Below are 16,104 nucleotides of genomic sequence, written 5' to 3'. Positions count from 1 at the left end.
AACGGTTGCAAGTAAGAGTACTCTCAAAAATAAAACAATCTTGTGAATTCCATTTATTACATTAAGTATCTTTACGCAAACTTAATTAGCAATATATTTAGCCCGTACAACTAAACAGTAATACAATCGACCTAAATTAAAGGCAGTCAAAATTTGACTGCCTTAGTTTCTATGACTAGTTTTTACAATAGAGAAACCTGTTAAACCAAAAAGGATCGTTAATATAGGTGAAAGGAGACAAAAAAACGTAAATGGCAAGTAATCAATGGTTGAAACGCCTAAAACCCCTGTTAAGAATACCCCACTTACACTCCATGGAACTAGAGGATTAATAACTGTTCCTGCATCTTCTAACACTCTTGATAGATTTTTCAAATGTAAACCTGTTTTTTCATATGCCTGCTTAAAAGCATTCCCTGTTAGTAGAATGGATAAATATTGTTCACCTACCAAGAAGTTCAAACCAATGGCTGTAGCGGCTGTCGAGCTAATTAATAAAGGCACTCGTTGAATGGCATCCTTTATGCCTTCTAGTAAAGCAGGAAGAATTCCAAGCTTAAATAACAAACCACCCATTGATAGTGACAGAAGAACTAAAGAAATAGAGAACATCATACTCTCCATTCCCCCTCGCGATAAGAGAGAATCAATTTCTTCCATACCGGTATTTGATTTAAACCCTGAATATAACACTTCCATCATCCATTTCAAACTTATGTCCTTCTGTACAAAAAAACTAATGAAGATCCCTGATAATATACCAGCTGTTAATGTAAAGATAGCTGATACTTTCTTTAAAGCGAGATAGGCAAGAAGGACAAAAGGAATAAGCGAATACCAATGAACGAGATCTAAAGATAGTAGAGCATTTTTTAATATAGATATATTCTCAAAGTTACTTGATTTATTTTGGGGCGAAAGAAGTGCAAATAAAATAAATGAAAAGATAAAAGCTGGCACGGTTGTCCAAGTCATATTTTTTATATGATCAAATAGATCCACTTTTAGTATGGAGGATGCGAGGTTCGTAGTATCTGATAAAGGCGACATTTTATCACCAAAGAAGGCACCAGATATGATTGCTCCTGCCGTTATCGACAGGGACAGGTCTAGCGCTCCACTCACACTCATAAAGGCTACACCTAATGTTGCTGAAGTAGTGAAGGCACTCCCTATACTAACTCCAACGATGGCCGTTACGGTAAATACGATAGCATAGAATAACTTTCCATTAACTACCTCTAAGGCTAAATAGATAAAAGTAGGAATCGTACCGCTCGCCATCCAGCTACTGATAAGCATTCCAATAAAAAAGAATAATATAATGGCACCAATGCCTGATTTAGCCCCCTCCACCATACCTGATTCTAAATCTTTAATCAAAACCTTTCTTATGACCCCATAAAAGAGTAAAGTAAAAATGGAGATGATAATCGGAATATGTGGTACAACCTCAAAATAAATAATAGATAGACTTATACTACCTAAAATAAATAAAGATAGTATTAAAGCTTCTAGAGGTTTTAATTTCAAAACTGCGTGATCTAGTTGCATGTAAAACCCTCCGTAGTATTCAAGAAAATCAAAACATTTAGTATACGTTTTTTGCTTATGTACTTAAACGCTTTTTAGCGTTAAAGTGACTTAGTAAACTATAAAACTCTTTTTACTTAATGTCAAGAAAAATAGGACATGTTCATTTGAACATGTCCTTCATCTTTATGCCTATATCATTTTCTCTAGCACTAATTCATCTTTAATCGGAATACCGTGATATCCAATAAGAGGTATGGACGGCTTTATCTTTCTTGCTTCATCAATGGCATCACATAAAACTTGGACGATACGATAACCTCTTTTTTGGTAAAACTTTATCGCATTTATATTATCATTTGATGTGATTAACGTTATTTTATCCATGTTGGCTTGCTTAGCATCGGTTTCAGCTAATTCCATTAAATTGGAGCCAATCCCTTTGTTTTCAAGGATAGAGTCTAAGGAGATGATTTCTCTTTCGTTCCCCCGATCGACAAAGGTTACTAGTCCAATAACTTCTTGCTTATCCGAGAGACATACATATCCTGGTAATGAATCACACTCGTATACTCCACTTGAAATAACCATCTTTGGACTTCCCCAATGTTCGGTAAAAAAATGAAGTAATTTACTTTTCTCTACTTGTTCTACCTTAGTATATTGCACTCTATTTCCCCCCATATATAAAAATGTTAGAAGGAAGCGCTGGCTTTCCAATGTAATAGCCTTGTGCTAAATCAATCCCTATTTCCCTACAATATTCCAACTCTTCTTTTCGCTCAATACCTTCGGCTAAGACGATAATACCAAGGTCTTTAGCTATCCCCATCACTTGGGCTAAAAATGATTGCTTTTCAGAAATTTGATCACAATGGTCAACATAATGGCGATCAATTTTCACATAATCTGGTTGAAGCATTTTAAGTGTTTCTAATGTCGAAAAACCAGCTCCAACATCATCTAATGCCACCTTCATTCCTTCTCGTTTATATGTATAAAGTATATTTTTTAAATGATTTATATCTTCAATTTTCTCCGTTTCAACTACTTCAAATACAAGGTCTGCCGGGTCAATATTATATTGAGTGACTAAATGGAAAGTGTGCTGTAAGCAAAAATCCGGGTTGTAAATGGTGGATGGTAAGAAATTAATAAAACTCTTTACACCAGGTTGAATAAAGTTTTTTCTTGCTTGAATAGCGACTTCTCTAGCTCTTTGATCTAATAACGAAAGCATTCCTGTTTTCTCCGCTGTTGAAAAAAGCTGACCTGGTGTAATAGAATGATTTCCCCCTGTTCGAAGAAGCGATTCATACCCGTACAGTTCATCATTCTTTTGCAAGCTTATAATCGGTTGGATAAAGCTCATTAACTCTCCATTTTGTATCACGTTTACCACATCACGCTGAACGATTCTCATGAGTAATAGATTAAGAGGGAATGTAATATATGGCCTCTCTTCGGTTGTACTTAATCCACCTTTAATATGCTCAAATAAATCCCCTAACTCTTGCTGTAATTGGAGCAACGACTTCTCTAACTCTTCTAAACTTTCATATGGAAGGTAATACCATTGCCCATTGTGTTTTTCAAGAGGGTGAGGAAGTGGACTCAGTGTTTTAACAAATAGATAGCCCTGATGACCCATATAGAAGGATACACCGCATTCAACACATTTATGATTCAACATGATTGCCGCCCCTTTAGTTTTGTTGTCTTTATTTTAACAAAAGTATTTAGAGTTAGGAAATTAGGAGTGTACATTTTTAGTTCTTTTCTCTTATAACAAGAAAGAAGCCCACATTAAAGGATTTTCCCTTCAAGTGAGCTTCTTTTCTTTATTGATATTGGTCCATAGGGTTAAAAAGTTCTACATCTGGATTTTTCTCTTGGAACCATCTTAAAGCAAAGTCATTTTCAAATAAGAATGCTTTTTTATCATAGCGGTCTTTAACAAGCAAGCTACGGGAGTTAGATAGATTTTCATTAATTTCTTCGTCGTTTTCTATCCAACGAGTAATCTTAGAACCTAGTCTCTCCATTAGTACTTCTGTATTGTACTCGTTTTTCATCCGGTGCTCGAATACTTCAAACTGCAGTTGACCTACAGCTCCTAGTAGATACTCATCCGTTTTAACTGTTTTGAAGAGCTGAATGGCACCTTCTTGTACAAGCTGCTGAATACCCTTATGAAAATGTTTTTGTTTTAACACGTTTTTCGCTGTTACTCTTACAAATAATTCCGGTGTAAATTGAGGGAGTCTCTCGTATTGGAAATTATTTTTTCCAACGGTTAACGTATCTCCAATTTGATAAGTTCCTGGATCATATAGTCCAATAATATCCCCACTAACCGCTTCTTCAACCGTACTGCGGTCATCAGCCATAAACTGTGTTGACTGAGATAATTTTATCGTCTTACCTAATCGAGGAATATTGACCGTCATCCCTCTTTCAAATTTACCAGAACAAACACGTAAGAAAGCAATTCGGTCACGGTGAGCTGGATTCATGTTTGCTTGAATTTTAAAGATAAATCCTGAGAAATCTTCTGATAGTGGATCAATTTCACCTTCTGAAGAGTTTCTAGCTTGTGGTGATGGAGCGAATTGCAGATACGTTTCTAGGAATGTTTGCACACCGAAATTAGCTAAAGCACTTCCAAAGAAAACCGGTGTTAGCTCGCCGTTTGCAATTCTTTCTTTTGAAAACTCATTTCCTGCTTCGTTTAAAAGCATAATTTCTTCTAAAGTTTGGTCATACAAACCTGAATTCTTCAGATTATGCTCCCCATCTATTTCCCCATTTTCATTTAATGGAACATAACGGTGTTCATCATCTACACGGAATTGTTCGATACGCTTGTAAAAACGGTCATAAATTCCTAAGAACTCTTTCCCCATTCCGATTGGCCAGTTCATTGGATATGATTCAATGCCCATTACTTCTTCAAGCTCGGCCAAAAGTTCAAGTGGGGCTCTACCTTCTCGGTCTAATTTATTGATAAATGTGAAGATTGGAATACCTCTCATACGACAAACTTTAAATAGCTTTAATGTTTGCTCCTCAATCCCTTTTGCGGAGTCAATAATCATGACTGCACTATCTACAGCTGTTAATGTACGGTATGTGTCTTCACTAAAGTCTTGGTGACCTGGTGTATCCAAAATGTTCACTCGGCAACCGTTATATTCAAACTGCATCACACTGGATGTAACGGAAATTCCCCTTTGTTTTTCAATTTCCATCCAGTCACTTGTAGCAAATTTTCCTGTCTTTTTCCCTTTAACGGTACCCGCATCACGAATAGCTCCACCAAATAGTAAAAGCTTTTCCGTTAATGTTGTTTTACCAGCATCAGGGTGGGAGATAATCGCAAATGTACGGCGAGTTAATACATCATCCTTAAATTGTTTAGCCATGTAATATTTCCTCTCTTTTTCAGCTTAGGCTGTCTTGCTTTTATAAAATAAAGACCTAATGATCGTTATATTTACCTAACACAACTGTAATGTGAAAACAATCATGCATAAAAAATCTCATAACTTCAATCTTATCTTGATTTTGAGGAGTTTGCAACGTTTGATTTACCTCATCCCTTCATTTTATTCTATATCACCCCAAAAAGAGCCTTATCCTTTTTCAATGGAATTAAAAACGCTTATAATGAATGGGAAAAATAGCATGCATAAAGAAGAGGTGTCAGGATGGATTCTATTACTCACACGCTTTTTGGTCTAGCCTTGTACGGGGCTGTTGATAAAAGAGACATGGATAAGCGGACAAAAACTGCTTTTCTGGTGACCGCAGTTGGGGCAAGTCAAATACCTGATATCGATGTCATCTCTAGATTTTGGGACAATGAAGGCCTATATCAAATGTGGCACCGCGGGATCACCCACTCTATATTTTCAACTCCTATTTGGGCGTTCCTGTTTTATTTTATTAGTAAATTATTCTGGAAAGTAACTGATTTACGTTTGCTATTATTAGGATGGATTGCTGTTGTCATTCATAATACTAGTGATTTATTTAATGCGTGGGGAACCGGTTATTTAGAACCTTTCTCAAACATCAGAGTTACCTTTGGCACCATTCCAATCATTGACTTTGTGTTTTGGGTCATCATAATTGCAGCATTTATTCTATCTAGAAAAAACAACACACGATCGCCTATTTATTTTAGAGCCGCTTGGGCATTCATTATGTTACATATTTTGATTCAATCTACGCAAGGTTATATTCTGTACCAGCAATATGAGGATGACTATGAACAAGTCGCCCTTTCAGCGGATTTTATACCGTGGAATTATTCGGTTATTACAAAGGATAACGATACTGTTAAAATTTTTAAAGATAATTTGTTTCAAAAGAAAACAGAGCAGTATTCACTATCTTCAAGTGAAGAGGCTGATTTAGAAACGTTATTTAAAGAAAAACCAGAAGCTAAGACCCTTTATCAATGGTCTCCATTTGTAGTCATTGTTGATGATGATAACAAACTTGGGATATATGATCCGCGCTTTTATCGAAATGGACAGTCATTCTTGTTTGAGTATATTGAAAAAACTCAGAAGTAGTAAACCTAATAACCACATTTGCGAAACAGCCTTATAATAGCTCCTTATTTTTTATACGCGAGTTATTAATAGTAATTTTGGACAACCTACCTACAGGAAATCATTTTTTGTATTTGAGGTGTAGGTTATGAATATTATCTGGGGTATTTTAGGAGTAATAACTGTCCTCGCATTAGCCTTTTTACTATGCGAAAATAAACGCTCCATAAAACTAAGGACTATTTTAGGTGGGCTTGCTATTCAGTTTGCTTTTGCCTTCCTTGTTTTAAAATGGGAGCCAGGTCAAAAAGGGCTTAATCGTTTTACTATGGTCATTAACGATATAATTAATTACGCGAATCAAGGGATCAACTTCCTATTTGGCGGTTTGTATGCAGAAGGGTCTGGTGTAGGATTTGTCTTTGCTTTTCAAGTGCTTCCTGTTGTAATCTTCTTTTCTGCTTTAATATCCGTTCTTTATTATTTACGAATTATGCAAGTGGTCATAAAAATTATAGGTGGAGCACTTTCATGGTTTCTTGGAACTAGGAAAGCAGAAACGATGTCAGCTGCCGCTAATATCTTTGTTGGACAAACAGAAGCTCCTCTTGTCATTCGACCATACATAAATAATATGACGAAATCTGAGTTATTTGCCGTTATGACCGGTGGGCTTGCATCAGTAGCAGGTTCTGTATTAGTAGGATATTCACTATTAGGGGTGCCCCTGGAATATTTGCTAGCAGCTAGTTTTATGGCTGCTCCTGCAGGGTTAATTATGGCAAAAATGATTGTTCCTGAAACGGATCAATCAGAGGAACCAAAAGAGTTTGAAATGGAGATGGATAAAGATTCAACAAACGTAATTGATGCAGCTGCAAGAGGGGCTAGTGTTGGACTACAATTAGCTTTAAATATTGGTGCCATGCTTTTAGCTTTTATCGCTTTAGTTGCACTAATCAATGGACTACTAGGGTGGTTGGGCAGCTTGTTTGGCTTTTCAGGAATTTCCTTGGAGATGATTTTAGGCTATCTTTTCTCACCTATCGCATTTGCTATCGGTGTTCCTTGGGATGAAGCTATCATCGCTGGAAACTTTATTGGCCAAAAGCTCATTTTAAATGAATTTGTGGCTTACTCAGCTTTCGCTCCAGAAATCCCGAATTTATCTCCAAAAACCGTGGCGATTGTAAGCTTTGCTTTATGTGGATTTGCCAACATCTCATCTATGGCCATTTTATTAGGAGGATTAGGTAACTTAGCACCTAGTCGAAGAGCAGACATTGCCCGTTTAGGAATTAGAGCTGTCATTGCTGGTGCCCTCGCTTCCTTACTGAGTGGTGCAATTGCTGGAATGTTGTTTTAGCCCGTAAATTCTCCTCATTGTGATACAACAAAAAACGCTTGAAAAAACATTCCCAGTTATACTTCAAGCGTTTTTTCTTTATACACTCTCACAAACCAAGCTGATTATTTAATTCCACTAGTAATTCCCTAATTTTTCTATTGTGAATGACTTCATCAGCATACGCATCGAGTTCTGTTGGCTCCATGTTAATGATGACAAGCTTTGCCCCCATTTGCTTAGCTACTAAAGGAAATTGATTAGCAGGTGTGACACTTAGTGAAGAACCCAAAACGATAAACAAATCTGCTTTTTCTGATTCTGTAACGGCAAAATCGAGGGCCTCTTCAGGAAGCATTTCTCCAAATAAAACAACAGATGGTCGTAAAACTCCCCCACATTCGCATGCAAATTGTTCCCTTAAATATTCTTCACTCGAATACGACTTTCCACAGTTCTGACAGTGAACCTTTTGCAACGTTCCATGTAATTCAGCCACTTTTTTGCTACCAGCTTGTTGATGGAATCCATCTACGTTTTGAGTAATAATACTTTGGATTATAGCTTTCTCTTCCCATTGGGCTAGAATTTTATGACCAATATGCGGCTTACATTCATTTAAGCCAATCACTCGATGACGATAAAACTCAATAAACTCATTTACATTTTCATTTAAAGCTTTCGTGCTAGCAAATTTACTTGGATCCTTTTGCTTCCACATTCCAGATTGAGAAGATCTGAAATCGGGTAAACCACTTTCTGTAGACATCCCAGCACCTGTTAATAAAACCGTATGATGAGATTCCTTTAACCATTTTAATAACACTAAAAATACCTTCTTTCTATTAAAATGAACCTCTTGCTAGAAACAAGAGGTTCGTTCATATTAAGACTTTGTCTCCAATAAGGTATCCATAACCATACCTTTCATGCACTCCAATATATTTTGGTATGGGTATTCCTTATATAGCACAGCTTGGACAGTAGCACCATCAATGATCGTCCAGAATAGGTTTGCAACCATAATCGGATTGATATCCTTCTTGAATTCTCCTGTTTTCACACCTTGTTCTACAATCTTTGTTACGAAATCAATAAAAAACCTGTTTCCTCTCTCTTGTAAAAGTAACCGTAAATTTTCATCTCTAGAGGAGTGAAGACGAAATTCATAATGTACCACAATCGTTTCTTTCCTATCTGGATCGAAGGGATCAATAGATATGTATAAGTCAAATAAATATAAAAGTCTTTCAGTTGCTGTCTGAAAAGAGTTTATTTTTTCTGTTAAAAGCTCATTTGTTTCATTCGTTTGTTCATTCATTAATTCTAAATAGATTTCTTCTTTACTCTTAAAATAGTTATAAATAGCACCCTTGCTAATACTTGAATGGGCAACAATATCATCAATAGTTGCGGCTTGAAACCCCTTTTTTGCAAAACAAGCAAGCGCACTATTTAAAATTTCTTTTTTCTTCTGTCGCTTATACTCTTCAGAAACAATAGGGGGCATGTGTTCTCCTCCGTAACTTTGTACAAATTATTTTTTTATTAAATCATAGTTATTAAACAGTCACAACCTTTATTAGAAACGACTAGTCAGTTTAAATTGTACTGAAAATTTTGATTTATTACAATAAACTTCTTTTACAAGTAAAAACATACTTTTAGTAGTCAATTAAAAATAATCTGTTATAATGAGTGAGGAATTAACAATATAAGAATAAATTTCAATTTCTTCACATTGAAACTTATTCAAATAGGTAAGAATAGTAGGGGAACTGGTGTTGCCGGTTGAGATTGCATCCTTTAGTTGCTGACCCTTTGAACCTGATCTGGCTTATACCAGCGTAGGGAACATATTCTAAAAACAGTACATGTCTATTGTTTACGGTATGCGCCCAAAGGTCTTTTCCTTGGGCGCTTTTTGTTTTCCTAGGCTGCTTTAGCCCTTACCTAAGAAATTTTTCACATACATAGGAGGCTCGGTACAAAATGAAAAAAGGATGGTTAGTTGCTTTATGTTCTTTGTTTTTGATAACTGGATGTGCAGGGAATCAAAATGGAGAAACTTCTGAAGGACAAAAAGAAGAGAAAAAATCATTAGAAAAAGTATCTGTTGTTCTCGATTGGACTCCAAATACAAATCACACTGGTTTATATGTTGCAAAAGAAAAAGGATATTTTGAAGAAGAAGGTTTAGACGTTGAAATAATTATGCCAGGGGAAGCAGGTGCTGACCAGTTAGTTGCTTCTGGAAAAGCTGAATTTGGTGTTAGCTACCAAGAAAGTATTACATTAGCGCGTGTGCAAGACGTTCCCTTAGTATCCATTGCCGCAATCATTCAACATAATACATCTGGTTTTGCTTCACCTGTAGATAAAAATATTAAATCGCCGAAAGATTTTGAAGGTAAATCCTATGGTGGATGGGGATCTCCCGTTGAAAAGTCAGTAATTGCATCTCTCATGCAACAAGAGGATGGGAATGTTGAAAAAGTAGATTTCGTTAATATGGGAGACACTGATTTCTTTACTGCCGTAAAAAGAGACATTGATTTTGCTTGGATTTATTACGGTTGGACGGGAGTAGAAGCAGAGCTTCGTGGAGAGGAAATCAATATGGTTTATTTAACCGACTACTCCGAGAAATTGGATTACTATACACCGGTACTCGCTACGAATGAAAAAATGATTTCAGACAATCCAGAGACAGTAAAAGCTTTTATGAAGGCTGCAGCTAAAGGCTACCAATATACAATGGACCAACCTGCTGAAGCAGCAGATATCTTATTAGCCGCAGCACCTGATTTAGATGCAGACTTAGTGAAAAAAAGCCAAGAATGGTTAGCATCTAAATATCAAGATGATGCACCTAGATGGGGTGAACAGAAGCTTGAGGTCTGGGAAAACTACGCCAATTGGATGTTAGAAAACAAACTACTTGAAGGCGAGCTAGATGCGGAAAAAGCCTTTACAAATGAATTTTTACCTGAATAAGGAGGGCTAGTCATGGCAAATGCATTAGTGAGTATTCAAATCATACCCAAAACAAAAAATGGTGAAAGTGTCATTCCATATGTAGATGCTGCAATTTCAGTGATAGAAGCATCCGGCGTAAAGTATGAAGTACATCCTTTAGAGACGACCATGGAAGGAGATCTTCAGGAATTATTTAATATTATCTCGAAAATGAATGAAAAAATGATTGAACTTGGAAGTAGCAACGTAATCTCTCAAGTTAAGGTACTCTATCAACCTGAAGGTATTACAATGGATCAATTGACGGAGAAGTATAAGTAATGAAGGAATTTTTTAAGAAGGGATGGAGACCATTAATGGTTCTCCTCCTTTTGTTCATTATCTGGGAGATTACTGTAAAATTCGCCGATATTCCTAAATGGTTACTTCCCCCACCATCCAATATCATGATGGAAGGATATTCAGGCTGGGAACCGTTCATGCCCCATCTAGTTTCAACCATACAATTAGCTCTATTGGGGTTTATTATTGGATCAGTGATTGGACTAGCGACAGCTATCCTATTGCACCTACTGCCGACTGTTAGGGAATCAATCTATCCTTTACTTATTCTAACTCAAAATGTACCCATTATTGTGTTGGCACCACTTCTCGTTATTTGGTTTGGATTTGGACTGCTACCTAAAATCATTGTGATCACTTTGGTTTGTTTCTTCCCCATCACTGTAGCTGCACTAGATGGTTTTAGGCAAACAGCTCCAGAGTTAAAACACTACATGAACATGGCAGGTGCTACAAAAAGCCAACTTTTTTGGAAACTAGAATGGCCTTATTCTTTACCTTCCATTTTTTCAGGTTTAAAAATATCTGCTACATATAGTGTAATGGGAGCCGTTATTTCTGAATGGCTTGGTGCAAAATTAGGAATTGGTGTCTATATGACGCTTGCTTCCTCCTCTTTTCGGACGGACCGAGTTTTTGTAGCCATTTTTGCTATTATGATTCTTAGTTTATTATTCTTTTTCCTTATTGTTTCAATAGAAAGATATCTAGTCCGCTACCGAGTGAAAGGAGTAGATACGAAAAAATGAATGTATTAACGGTCCATAACTTAAGTAAAAAATTCGATCATCAAGTAGTCATTGAAAATTTAAACTTAGCAATAAAAGAAGGAGAATTTGTCTCTATTTTAGGGCCGTCTGGTAGTGGTAAAAGTACATTTTTCAACCTAGTTGGCGGGATCCTAGCCCCAGACTCCGGTTCCATCCTATTAAATGGAGAAACAATCAATGGGAAACGAGGATTTATTAGCTATATGCCACAAACTCCTTCTCTGTTTCCTTGGAGAACGATTCTACAAAATGTATTACTTGGACAAGAACTACATGGAAAAACAGACAAAGAGAAAGCCATCCACATGTTAAATAAAGCCGGATTAGGAGATTATCTCTCTGCCTATCCAGATGAGTTATCTGGTGGAATGAAGCAAAGAGCTGCTTTTATTAGAGCCTTACTTAGCCCTGGTTCAATCATCTGTTTAGATGAGCCTTTTTCAGCTTTAGACGAACTTACTCGCCATGAAATGCAAAACTGGCTTCTATCCATTTTGGATGATTACCGAAAAACAGTTCTCTTTGTTACTCACAACATTGAAGAGGCCCTATATTTGTCGGACCGTATTCTCATACTCTCTGATAAACCTGCAAGCGTGGTCAAGGAAGTGATTGTTCCATTCACAAGACCTAGAGAAGAAAGCCTATTACTAGAGGAAGATTTTTTCAAGTGGAAAAGAGACATCCATCTTGTACTTAAGGGATTAGGAAGTGACTCGAATGGTAAAAATGATTGATTCTCATATCCATTTAGATTTATATCAGGAAGAACAGCTTGAACAGCTTTTAAGTTCGTTGGATTCTATAGAAGCACTTATTACTGTATCCTTTCATCTACATTCTTGTAAAAAAAATCTGCTTATAGCAAGCAAAACTAATAAGATAAAAGTAGCATTTGGATACCATCCGGAGCAGTCTCTCCCCGACGAAGCCTCAACGGAGGAGTTGTTTCAATGGATTAGACAGAATCAGCATCGCATGATAGCAATTGGAGAAGTCGGCCTACCTTACTACTTAAGAAAAGAACACCCTGAACTAAAACTAGAAGGATATGTAGAATTGTTAGAAAGGTTTGTTCTTCTAGCAAAAGAGCTGGATAAACCCATTATTCTACATGCTGTATATAAAGATGCGTCTATTGTATGTGACCTTTTAGAAAAGCATTCTGTTAGCAAAGCTCATTTTCATTGGTTTAAAGGAGATTCAAGCACCATTCGCCGTATGGCTGATAACGGCTACTTTATTTCTGTAACTCCAGATGTATGTTATGAAAAAGAAATACAGGAACTAGTAGAAATGTATCCAATAGACCAGCTAATGGTCGAAACAGACGGGCCTTGGCCTTTCGAGGGACCATTTCATGGTAAAATGACACATCCCGTGATGATTCAATCTTCTATCAGACAAATCTCTGAATTGCTTAATATGTCAGAACAACAAATAGTGACCATTGTTAGAGATAATGTCAGGAGGTTCTTCTGTTTATAATTTTGGGTAAGTAAGAGGCTGGTTAAATCCAAGCCTCTTTTTTTCTAATAAACAGACTCCAAGAGTACATGCAATGATTTGAATATTTAACAAAGCTTTACAAATAATATAACAAGGAAAATTAATGAGAGGATTTGAATGATATGGAGCTACATCATCATCCAAAACTAACTTCAGCGGAAATCGCTAATCTATGGAGTACATACTTAAATGATACAGCCATCATTTGTCTATTAACCCACTTTTCTAAACATACCGAGGACTTAGATATTGAGACAATCGTAAAGAAAACACTTGATATTGCAATTGACCATGTTGAAAAAGTTGGGAAAATCCTAGAAAAAGAGAAAATTCCGCTTCCAAAAGGTTATCCCGTCAAGGAACATGTCAATTTAGATGCACCTAAATTGTACACAGATATATTTTATAGTGATTTCATATATAATGCTTGTCGTTTTGCTCTTGTTTCCCATGTTCAAGCTTTAAATTTGTCGGCTAGAAATGATATTACAGAGCTCTTTCGCTCCTTTTATCAAGACACCAGTTCTTTACTTATAGAAATAATTGAAGTTATGAAAGGAAAAGGGATTTTTATTCGCCCTCCTTACATTCCTTACCCTGAAGAGCGAGATTTTGTTGATAAGCAAAATTTTTTAGTAGGCTGGTTAGGTAAAAGAAGACCACTATTAGCAATTGAAGCTACTAACCTTTTTGATCAGGCTATTTCTAATCAATTAGGAAAAGAACTCCTTACTGGTTTTATCCAAGTAACTAAGGATAAGGAAATAAAAGATTACTTGATAAGAGGGAGAAAGCTAAGCACAGATATAGTACATACTGTTCAAGTTGTACTCGAGGATGAGTTAATTCCAAACGGAATGAAATGGGATTCAAAAGTAACGAAGTCCACCGAGCCCCCTTTTTCAGAACAATTGATGCTATTTACTACAAGTGCATTGAATGCCATAGGGTTGGGTAAAGTAGGATATTCAATATCTATGGCCCTCCGAAGAGATTTAGTTACAAGTTATGTTCAAATATCAAATCAAATAATGTTGTTCTCCGAGGATGGCTCTAATATTCTAATCAACCGAGGTTGGATGGAGCAACCTCCTCAAGTTCCAGATCGCGAAAAATTGTCTGAAGAAAGGTGACTAATCGCTCCATTCTCGCGGAGCTTTTTGCCACTGAAAAAGCGACCATCAAAATTATGGTCGCTTCTTTAGATATTTCATAGCTTCTTCGAGACTTCCAAATAGAATTTTTCACTTCACTTTCTACTTGCAGAAGTTATTGGCTAATCCATTCAATCCTCTCTCGATTTTCTAATTTAACAATAACTTTTTTTGATCGATAAGTTCTTTAAACTCCAGATCTAATTGATGATACTTTTCATCTCCTGGAGTTAGTAAACTTAATTCTCCTAGGATAGCGGTTATACGGTTATTAATAATCATGAGCTTTTCATCAGCCGATTCTTTAGTTTTATCCTTTATTTGATATTTATTTTGGTTATACTCTTTTAAACCCGTTTCCACTCGGATGATTTTCTCATCTTTAAAAACTAATAACCTGTCACATAGCCTCTCGAGAAAATAAGCATCATGAGAGACAACTAAGATAGTACCTGTAAATTCAGACAATGTATCTTCTAACTGTTCCCTACTAGGAAGGTCTAGATGGTTTGTCGGCTCATCCAATATTAATACATCGTACTCTTTCATTAATATGTCTGTTAATTTAACACGGATTCTTTCTCCTAGACTTAACTGTTTTATTTTTTGGGCAATTTTTTTCTCGCTTAAACCTAAATTAGCTAATATTGTTCTAGCTCGAAAAATATCCTCCCTCAATGTTAAGTTCAAAGCCTCTATTACTGTTAAGTCATCTATTAGATCGTGTACATCCTGGCTTAAATAAGCTATTTTTAGTGATTCACTTTTCCAAAGGTCACCTTCAGTAACACTCTCTTGACCAAGTAACATCTTAATCCAAGTGGTTTTTCCCGCTCCATTATCACCTATGATCCCCATACGTTCCCCATGCTTTATATAAAAATTACAATCAGAGAAAATGGTCCGTTCATTAAAACTTTTCGAAAGATGAATCGCTTCAATTAACCTTTTTCCCCTTTTTCCAGATGCATCAAATTGGAAGCGGACTTTCACTTCCTCTTTTGGCTTGTCAATTTTGTTTTTATCAAGCTCCATTTCTAACCTTTTCATTTTCGAACGAATTTGAACATCCATTTTTTTAGCTTTTTTCCGATGATATTCTTTAAAGCCCATTTGTCTTTTTTCAGATGGAGACCCTTGATTTGTTGATTCACGATGAGCTTTATCAGACCACTGTCTTAATTGGACCATTTGCCCCTCAATTCGCTCTTTATAACGCTGCTGGACTGTATACTGGTGCTCTAGAATTGCTCTTTGCCTCTTCTTTTCTTCCCTATAGGCTGAATAATTCCCACTAAATGCTTGGAGCTTTCCTTCTTCTATTTCAAATATTTGATTGACGGATTGATCTAAAAATGAACGATCATGAGAAATAATAAGAATCGGTCCAATAAATGCTTTTATTTGTTCCACTAACCATTGTAAACCCTTGAAATCTAGGTGGTTTGTCGGTTCATCTAAGATTAGCATATCCGGTTTGGATGACCAGACTTTTGCCAATGAAAGCTTTAATTTTTCCCCACCGCTTAAATGATTTAGCCTCTCGTCTTCCCATTCATAAATTTTTCCTAAACCTAATTGACTGGAATGGGTCAGGAGGTCAGGATCTTCTACACTCGAAAACACTTGTTGAAAATCATTCACCGTATAATCAATGGATTGTAATAAATATCCCATTCGGATGGAACCATGAACCATTTCAATCGTACCAGTATCTTGTTTTATTTTTCCAAATAAAATATTGGCAAGTGTCGTTTTACCACAACCATTGTAACCAACTAAACCAATTCGATCATTAGCCTTTATGTCAAAAGAGATATCATTTAAAATTTGTTTTTCAGCGAAACTTTTGTTTATTCCTTTTACGCGGATGAATGTCATACTAAACACTCCTCGATTGATTTGTACGA

Annotated in this window: 15 protein-coding genes and 1 riboswitch; of the genes, 8 read left to right on the top strand and 7 right to left on the bottom strand. The window is 36.3% G+C overall.

The features are described from left to right. Window positions 1-162 precede the first annotated feature (162 nt). From nhaC to SM124_RS01945, 4 genes are all read right to left on the bottom strand, one after another. Window positions 163-1,554, bottom strand: a complete 1,392-nt coding sequence (nhaC, locus tag SM124_RS01960; RefSeq protein WP_322444803.1) for a Na+/H+ antiporter NhaC — start codon at window positions 1,552-1,554, stop codon at window positions 163-165. Between the two features lie 171 nt (window positions 1,555-1,725). Beyond that, window positions 1,726-2,202 (bottom strand): GNAT family N-acetyltransferase, encoded by a 477-nt coding sequence (locus tag SM124_RS01955; protein WP_322444802.1) that lies wholly within the window; start codon window positions 2,200-2,202, stop codon window positions 1,726-1,728. Window position 2,203: 1 nt separating this feature from the next. Beyond that, window positions 2,204-3,226, bottom strand: a complete 1,023-nt coding sequence (locus SM124_RS01950; protein ID WP_322444801.1) for an EAL domain-containing protein — start codon at window positions 3,224-3,226, stop codon at window positions 2,204-2,206. Between the two features lie 148 nt (window positions 3,227-3,374). Then, the gene (locus SM124_RS01945; protein WP_322444800.1) at window positions 3,375-4,958 is read right to left on the bottom strand and encodes a peptide chain release factor 3; all 1,584 of its coding nucleotides are present in this window, start codon (window positions 4,956-4,958) and stop codon (window positions 3,375-3,377) included. 285 nt (window positions 4,959-5,243) lie between these two features. On the opposite strand from SM124_RS01945, the gene SM124_RS01940 reads away from it, so the two are divergent. Together SM124_RS01940 and SM124_RS01935 are read left to right on the top strand one after the other, a co-directional pair. Beyond that, entirely contained in the window at window positions 5,244-6,116 is an 873-nt protein-coding gene (locus SM124_RS01940; RefSeq protein WP_322444799.1) for a metal-dependent hydrolase, read from the top strand. Between the two features lie 127 nt (window positions 6,117-6,243). Beyond that, window positions 6,244-7,461, top strand: a complete 1,218-nt coding sequence (locus SM124_RS01935) for a NupC/NupG family nucleoside CNT transporter (RefSeq protein ID WP_322444798.1) — start codon at window positions 6,244-6,246, stop codon at window positions 7,459-7,461. Between the two features lie 88 nt (window positions 7,462-7,549). Here the strand turns inward: SM124_RS01935 and SM124_RS01930 are convergent, their stop codons facing one another. Together SM124_RS01930 and SM124_RS01925 are read right to left on the bottom strand one after the other, a co-directional pair. Further along, window positions 7,550-8,266: an NAD-dependent protein deacylase gene (locus SM124_RS01930; RefSeq protein WP_322444797.1), complete on the bottom strand. Its 717-nt coding sequence runs from the start codon at window positions 8,264-8,266 to the stop codon at window positions 7,550-7,552. A gap of 60 nt (window positions 8,267-8,326) precedes the next feature. Continuing rightward, window positions 8,327-8,950: a TetR/AcrR family transcriptional regulator gene (locus tag SM124_RS01925; RefSeq protein ID WP_322444796.1), complete on the bottom strand. Its 624-nt coding sequence runs from the start codon at window positions 8,948-8,950 to the stop codon at window positions 8,327-8,329. Between the two features lie 251 nt (window positions 8,951-9,201). After that, window positions 9,202-9,311: riboswitch (TPP riboswitch) on the top strand. A 121-nt stretch (window positions 9,312-9,432) separates the two neighbouring features. On the opposite strand from SM124_RS01925, the gene SM124_RS01920 reads away from it, so the two are divergent. From SM124_RS01920 to SM124_RS01895, 6 genes are all read left to right on the top strand, one after another. Next, the gene (locus SM124_RS01920; protein WP_322444795.1) at window positions 9,433-10,437 is read left to right on the top strand and encodes an ABC transporter substrate-binding protein; all 1,005 of its coding nucleotides are present in this window, start codon (window positions 9,433-9,435) and stop codon (window positions 10,435-10,437) included. 12 nt (window positions 10,438-10,449) lie between these two features. Continuing rightward, window positions 10,450-10,740 carry an MTH1187 family thiamine-binding protein gene (locus tag SM124_RS01915; protein WP_322444794.1) on the top strand — a complete coding sequence of 97 codons (291 nt, stop codon included), beginning with the start codon at window positions 10,450-10,452 and terminating at the stop codon, window positions 10,738-10,740. Next, window positions 10,740-11,510, top strand: a complete 771-nt coding sequence (locus tag SM124_RS01910; RefSeq protein ID WP_322444793.1) for an ABC transporter permease — start codon at window positions 10,740-10,742, stop codon at window positions 11,508-11,510. Before SM124_RS01915 ends, SM124_RS01910 begins: the two co-directional genes overlap by 1 nt. Next, a complete protein-coding gene (locus tag SM124_RS01905; protein ID WP_322444792.1) occupies window positions 11,507-12,268 on the top strand; it encodes an ABC transporter ATP-binding protein in 762 nt (253 codons plus the stop codon). The genes SM124_RS01910 and SM124_RS01905 overlap by 4 nt, the downstream gene beginning before the upstream one ends. Beyond that, on the top strand, window positions 12,252-13,019 hold the full coding sequence (locus tag SM124_RS01900; protein ID WP_322444791.1) for a TatD family hydrolase: 768 nt from the start codon (window positions 12,252-12,254) through the stop codon (window positions 13,017-13,019). Before SM124_RS01905 ends, SM124_RS01900 begins: the two co-directional genes overlap by 17 nt. A 143-nt stretch (window positions 13,020-13,162) precedes the next feature. Then, entirely contained in the window at window positions 13,163-14,173 is a 1,011-nt protein-coding gene (locus tag SM124_RS01895; protein ID WP_322444790.1) for a DUF3231 family protein, read from the top strand. Between the two features lie 171 nt (window positions 14,174-14,344). Here SM124_RS01895 and abc-f read toward each other — a convergent pair whose 3' ends face one another. Continuing rightward, window positions 14,345-16,075, bottom strand: a complete 1,731-nt coding sequence (gene abc-f, locus SM124_RS01890) for a ribosomal protection-like ABC-F family protein (RefSeq protein WP_322444789.1) — start codon at window positions 16,073-16,075, stop codon at window positions 14,345-14,347. Window positions 16,076-16,104: the final 29 nt, after the last annotated feature.

It is taken from the genome of Robertmurraya mangrovi (assembly GCF_034427655.1).
In the GTDB taxonomy this organism is placed as follows: domain Bacteria; phylum Bacillota; class Bacilli; order Bacillales; family Cytobacillaceae; genus Robertmurraya_A; species Robertmurraya_A mangrovi.
This window is presented reverse-complemented; position numbering and strand designations above follow the sequence as displayed.

What these genes read in the sequence shown, in the direction of transcription:
- SM124_RS01900 (WP_322444791.1), top strand. Translation starts at nt 12,252, where the DNA reads ATGGTAAAAATGATTGATTCTCATATCCATTTAGATTTATATCAGGAA.
- SM124_RS01920 (WP_322444795.1), top strand. Translation starts at nt 9,433, where the DNA reads ATGAAAAAAGGATGGTTAGTTGCTTTATGTTCTTTGTTTTTGATAACT.
- abc-f (WP_322444789.1), bottom strand. Translation starts at nt 16,075, where the DNA reads ATGACATTCATCCGCGTAAAAGGAATAAACAAAAGTTTCGCTGAAAAA.
- SM124_RS01935 (WP_322444798.1), top strand. Translation starts at nt 6,244, where the DNA reads ATGAATATTATCTGGGGTATTTTAGGAGTAATAACTGTCCTCGCATTA.
- SM124_RS01945 (WP_322444800.1), bottom strand. Translation starts at nt 4,958, where the DNA reads ATGGCTAAACAATTTAAGGATGATGTATTAACTCGCCGTACATTTGCG.
- SM124_RS01895 (WP_322444790.1), top strand. Translation starts at nt 13,163, where the DNA reads ATGGAGCTACATCATCATCCAAAACTAACTTCAGCGGAAATCGCTAAT.
- SM124_RS01940 (WP_322444799.1), top strand. Translation starts at nt 5,244, where the DNA reads ATGGATTCTATTACTCACACGCTTTTTGGTCTAGCCTTGTACGGGGCT.
- SM124_RS01950 (WP_322444801.1), bottom strand. Translation starts at nt 3,226, where the DNA reads ATGTTGAATCATAAATGTGTTGAATGCGGTGTATCCTTCTATATGGGT.
- SM124_RS01915 (WP_322444794.1), top strand. Translation starts at nt 10,450, where the DNA reads ATGGCAAATGCATTAGTGAGTATTCAAATCATACCCAAAACAAAAAAT.
- SM124_RS01905 (WP_322444792.1), top strand. Translation starts at nt 11,507, where the DNA reads ATGAATGTATTAACGGTCCATAACTTAAGTAAAAAATTCGATCATCAA.
- nhaC (WP_322444803.1), bottom strand. Translation starts at nt 1,554, where the DNA reads ATGCAACTAGATCACGCAGTTTTGAAATTAAAACCTCTAGAAGCTTTA.
- SM124_RS01925 (WP_322444796.1), bottom strand. Translation starts at nt 8,950, where the DNA reads ATGCCCCCTATTGTTTCTGAAGAGTATAAGCGACAGAAGAAAAAAGAA.
- SM124_RS01910 (WP_322444793.1), top strand. Translation starts at nt 10,740, where the DNA reads ATGAAGGAATTTTTTAAGAAGGGATGGAGACCATTAATGGTTCTCCTC.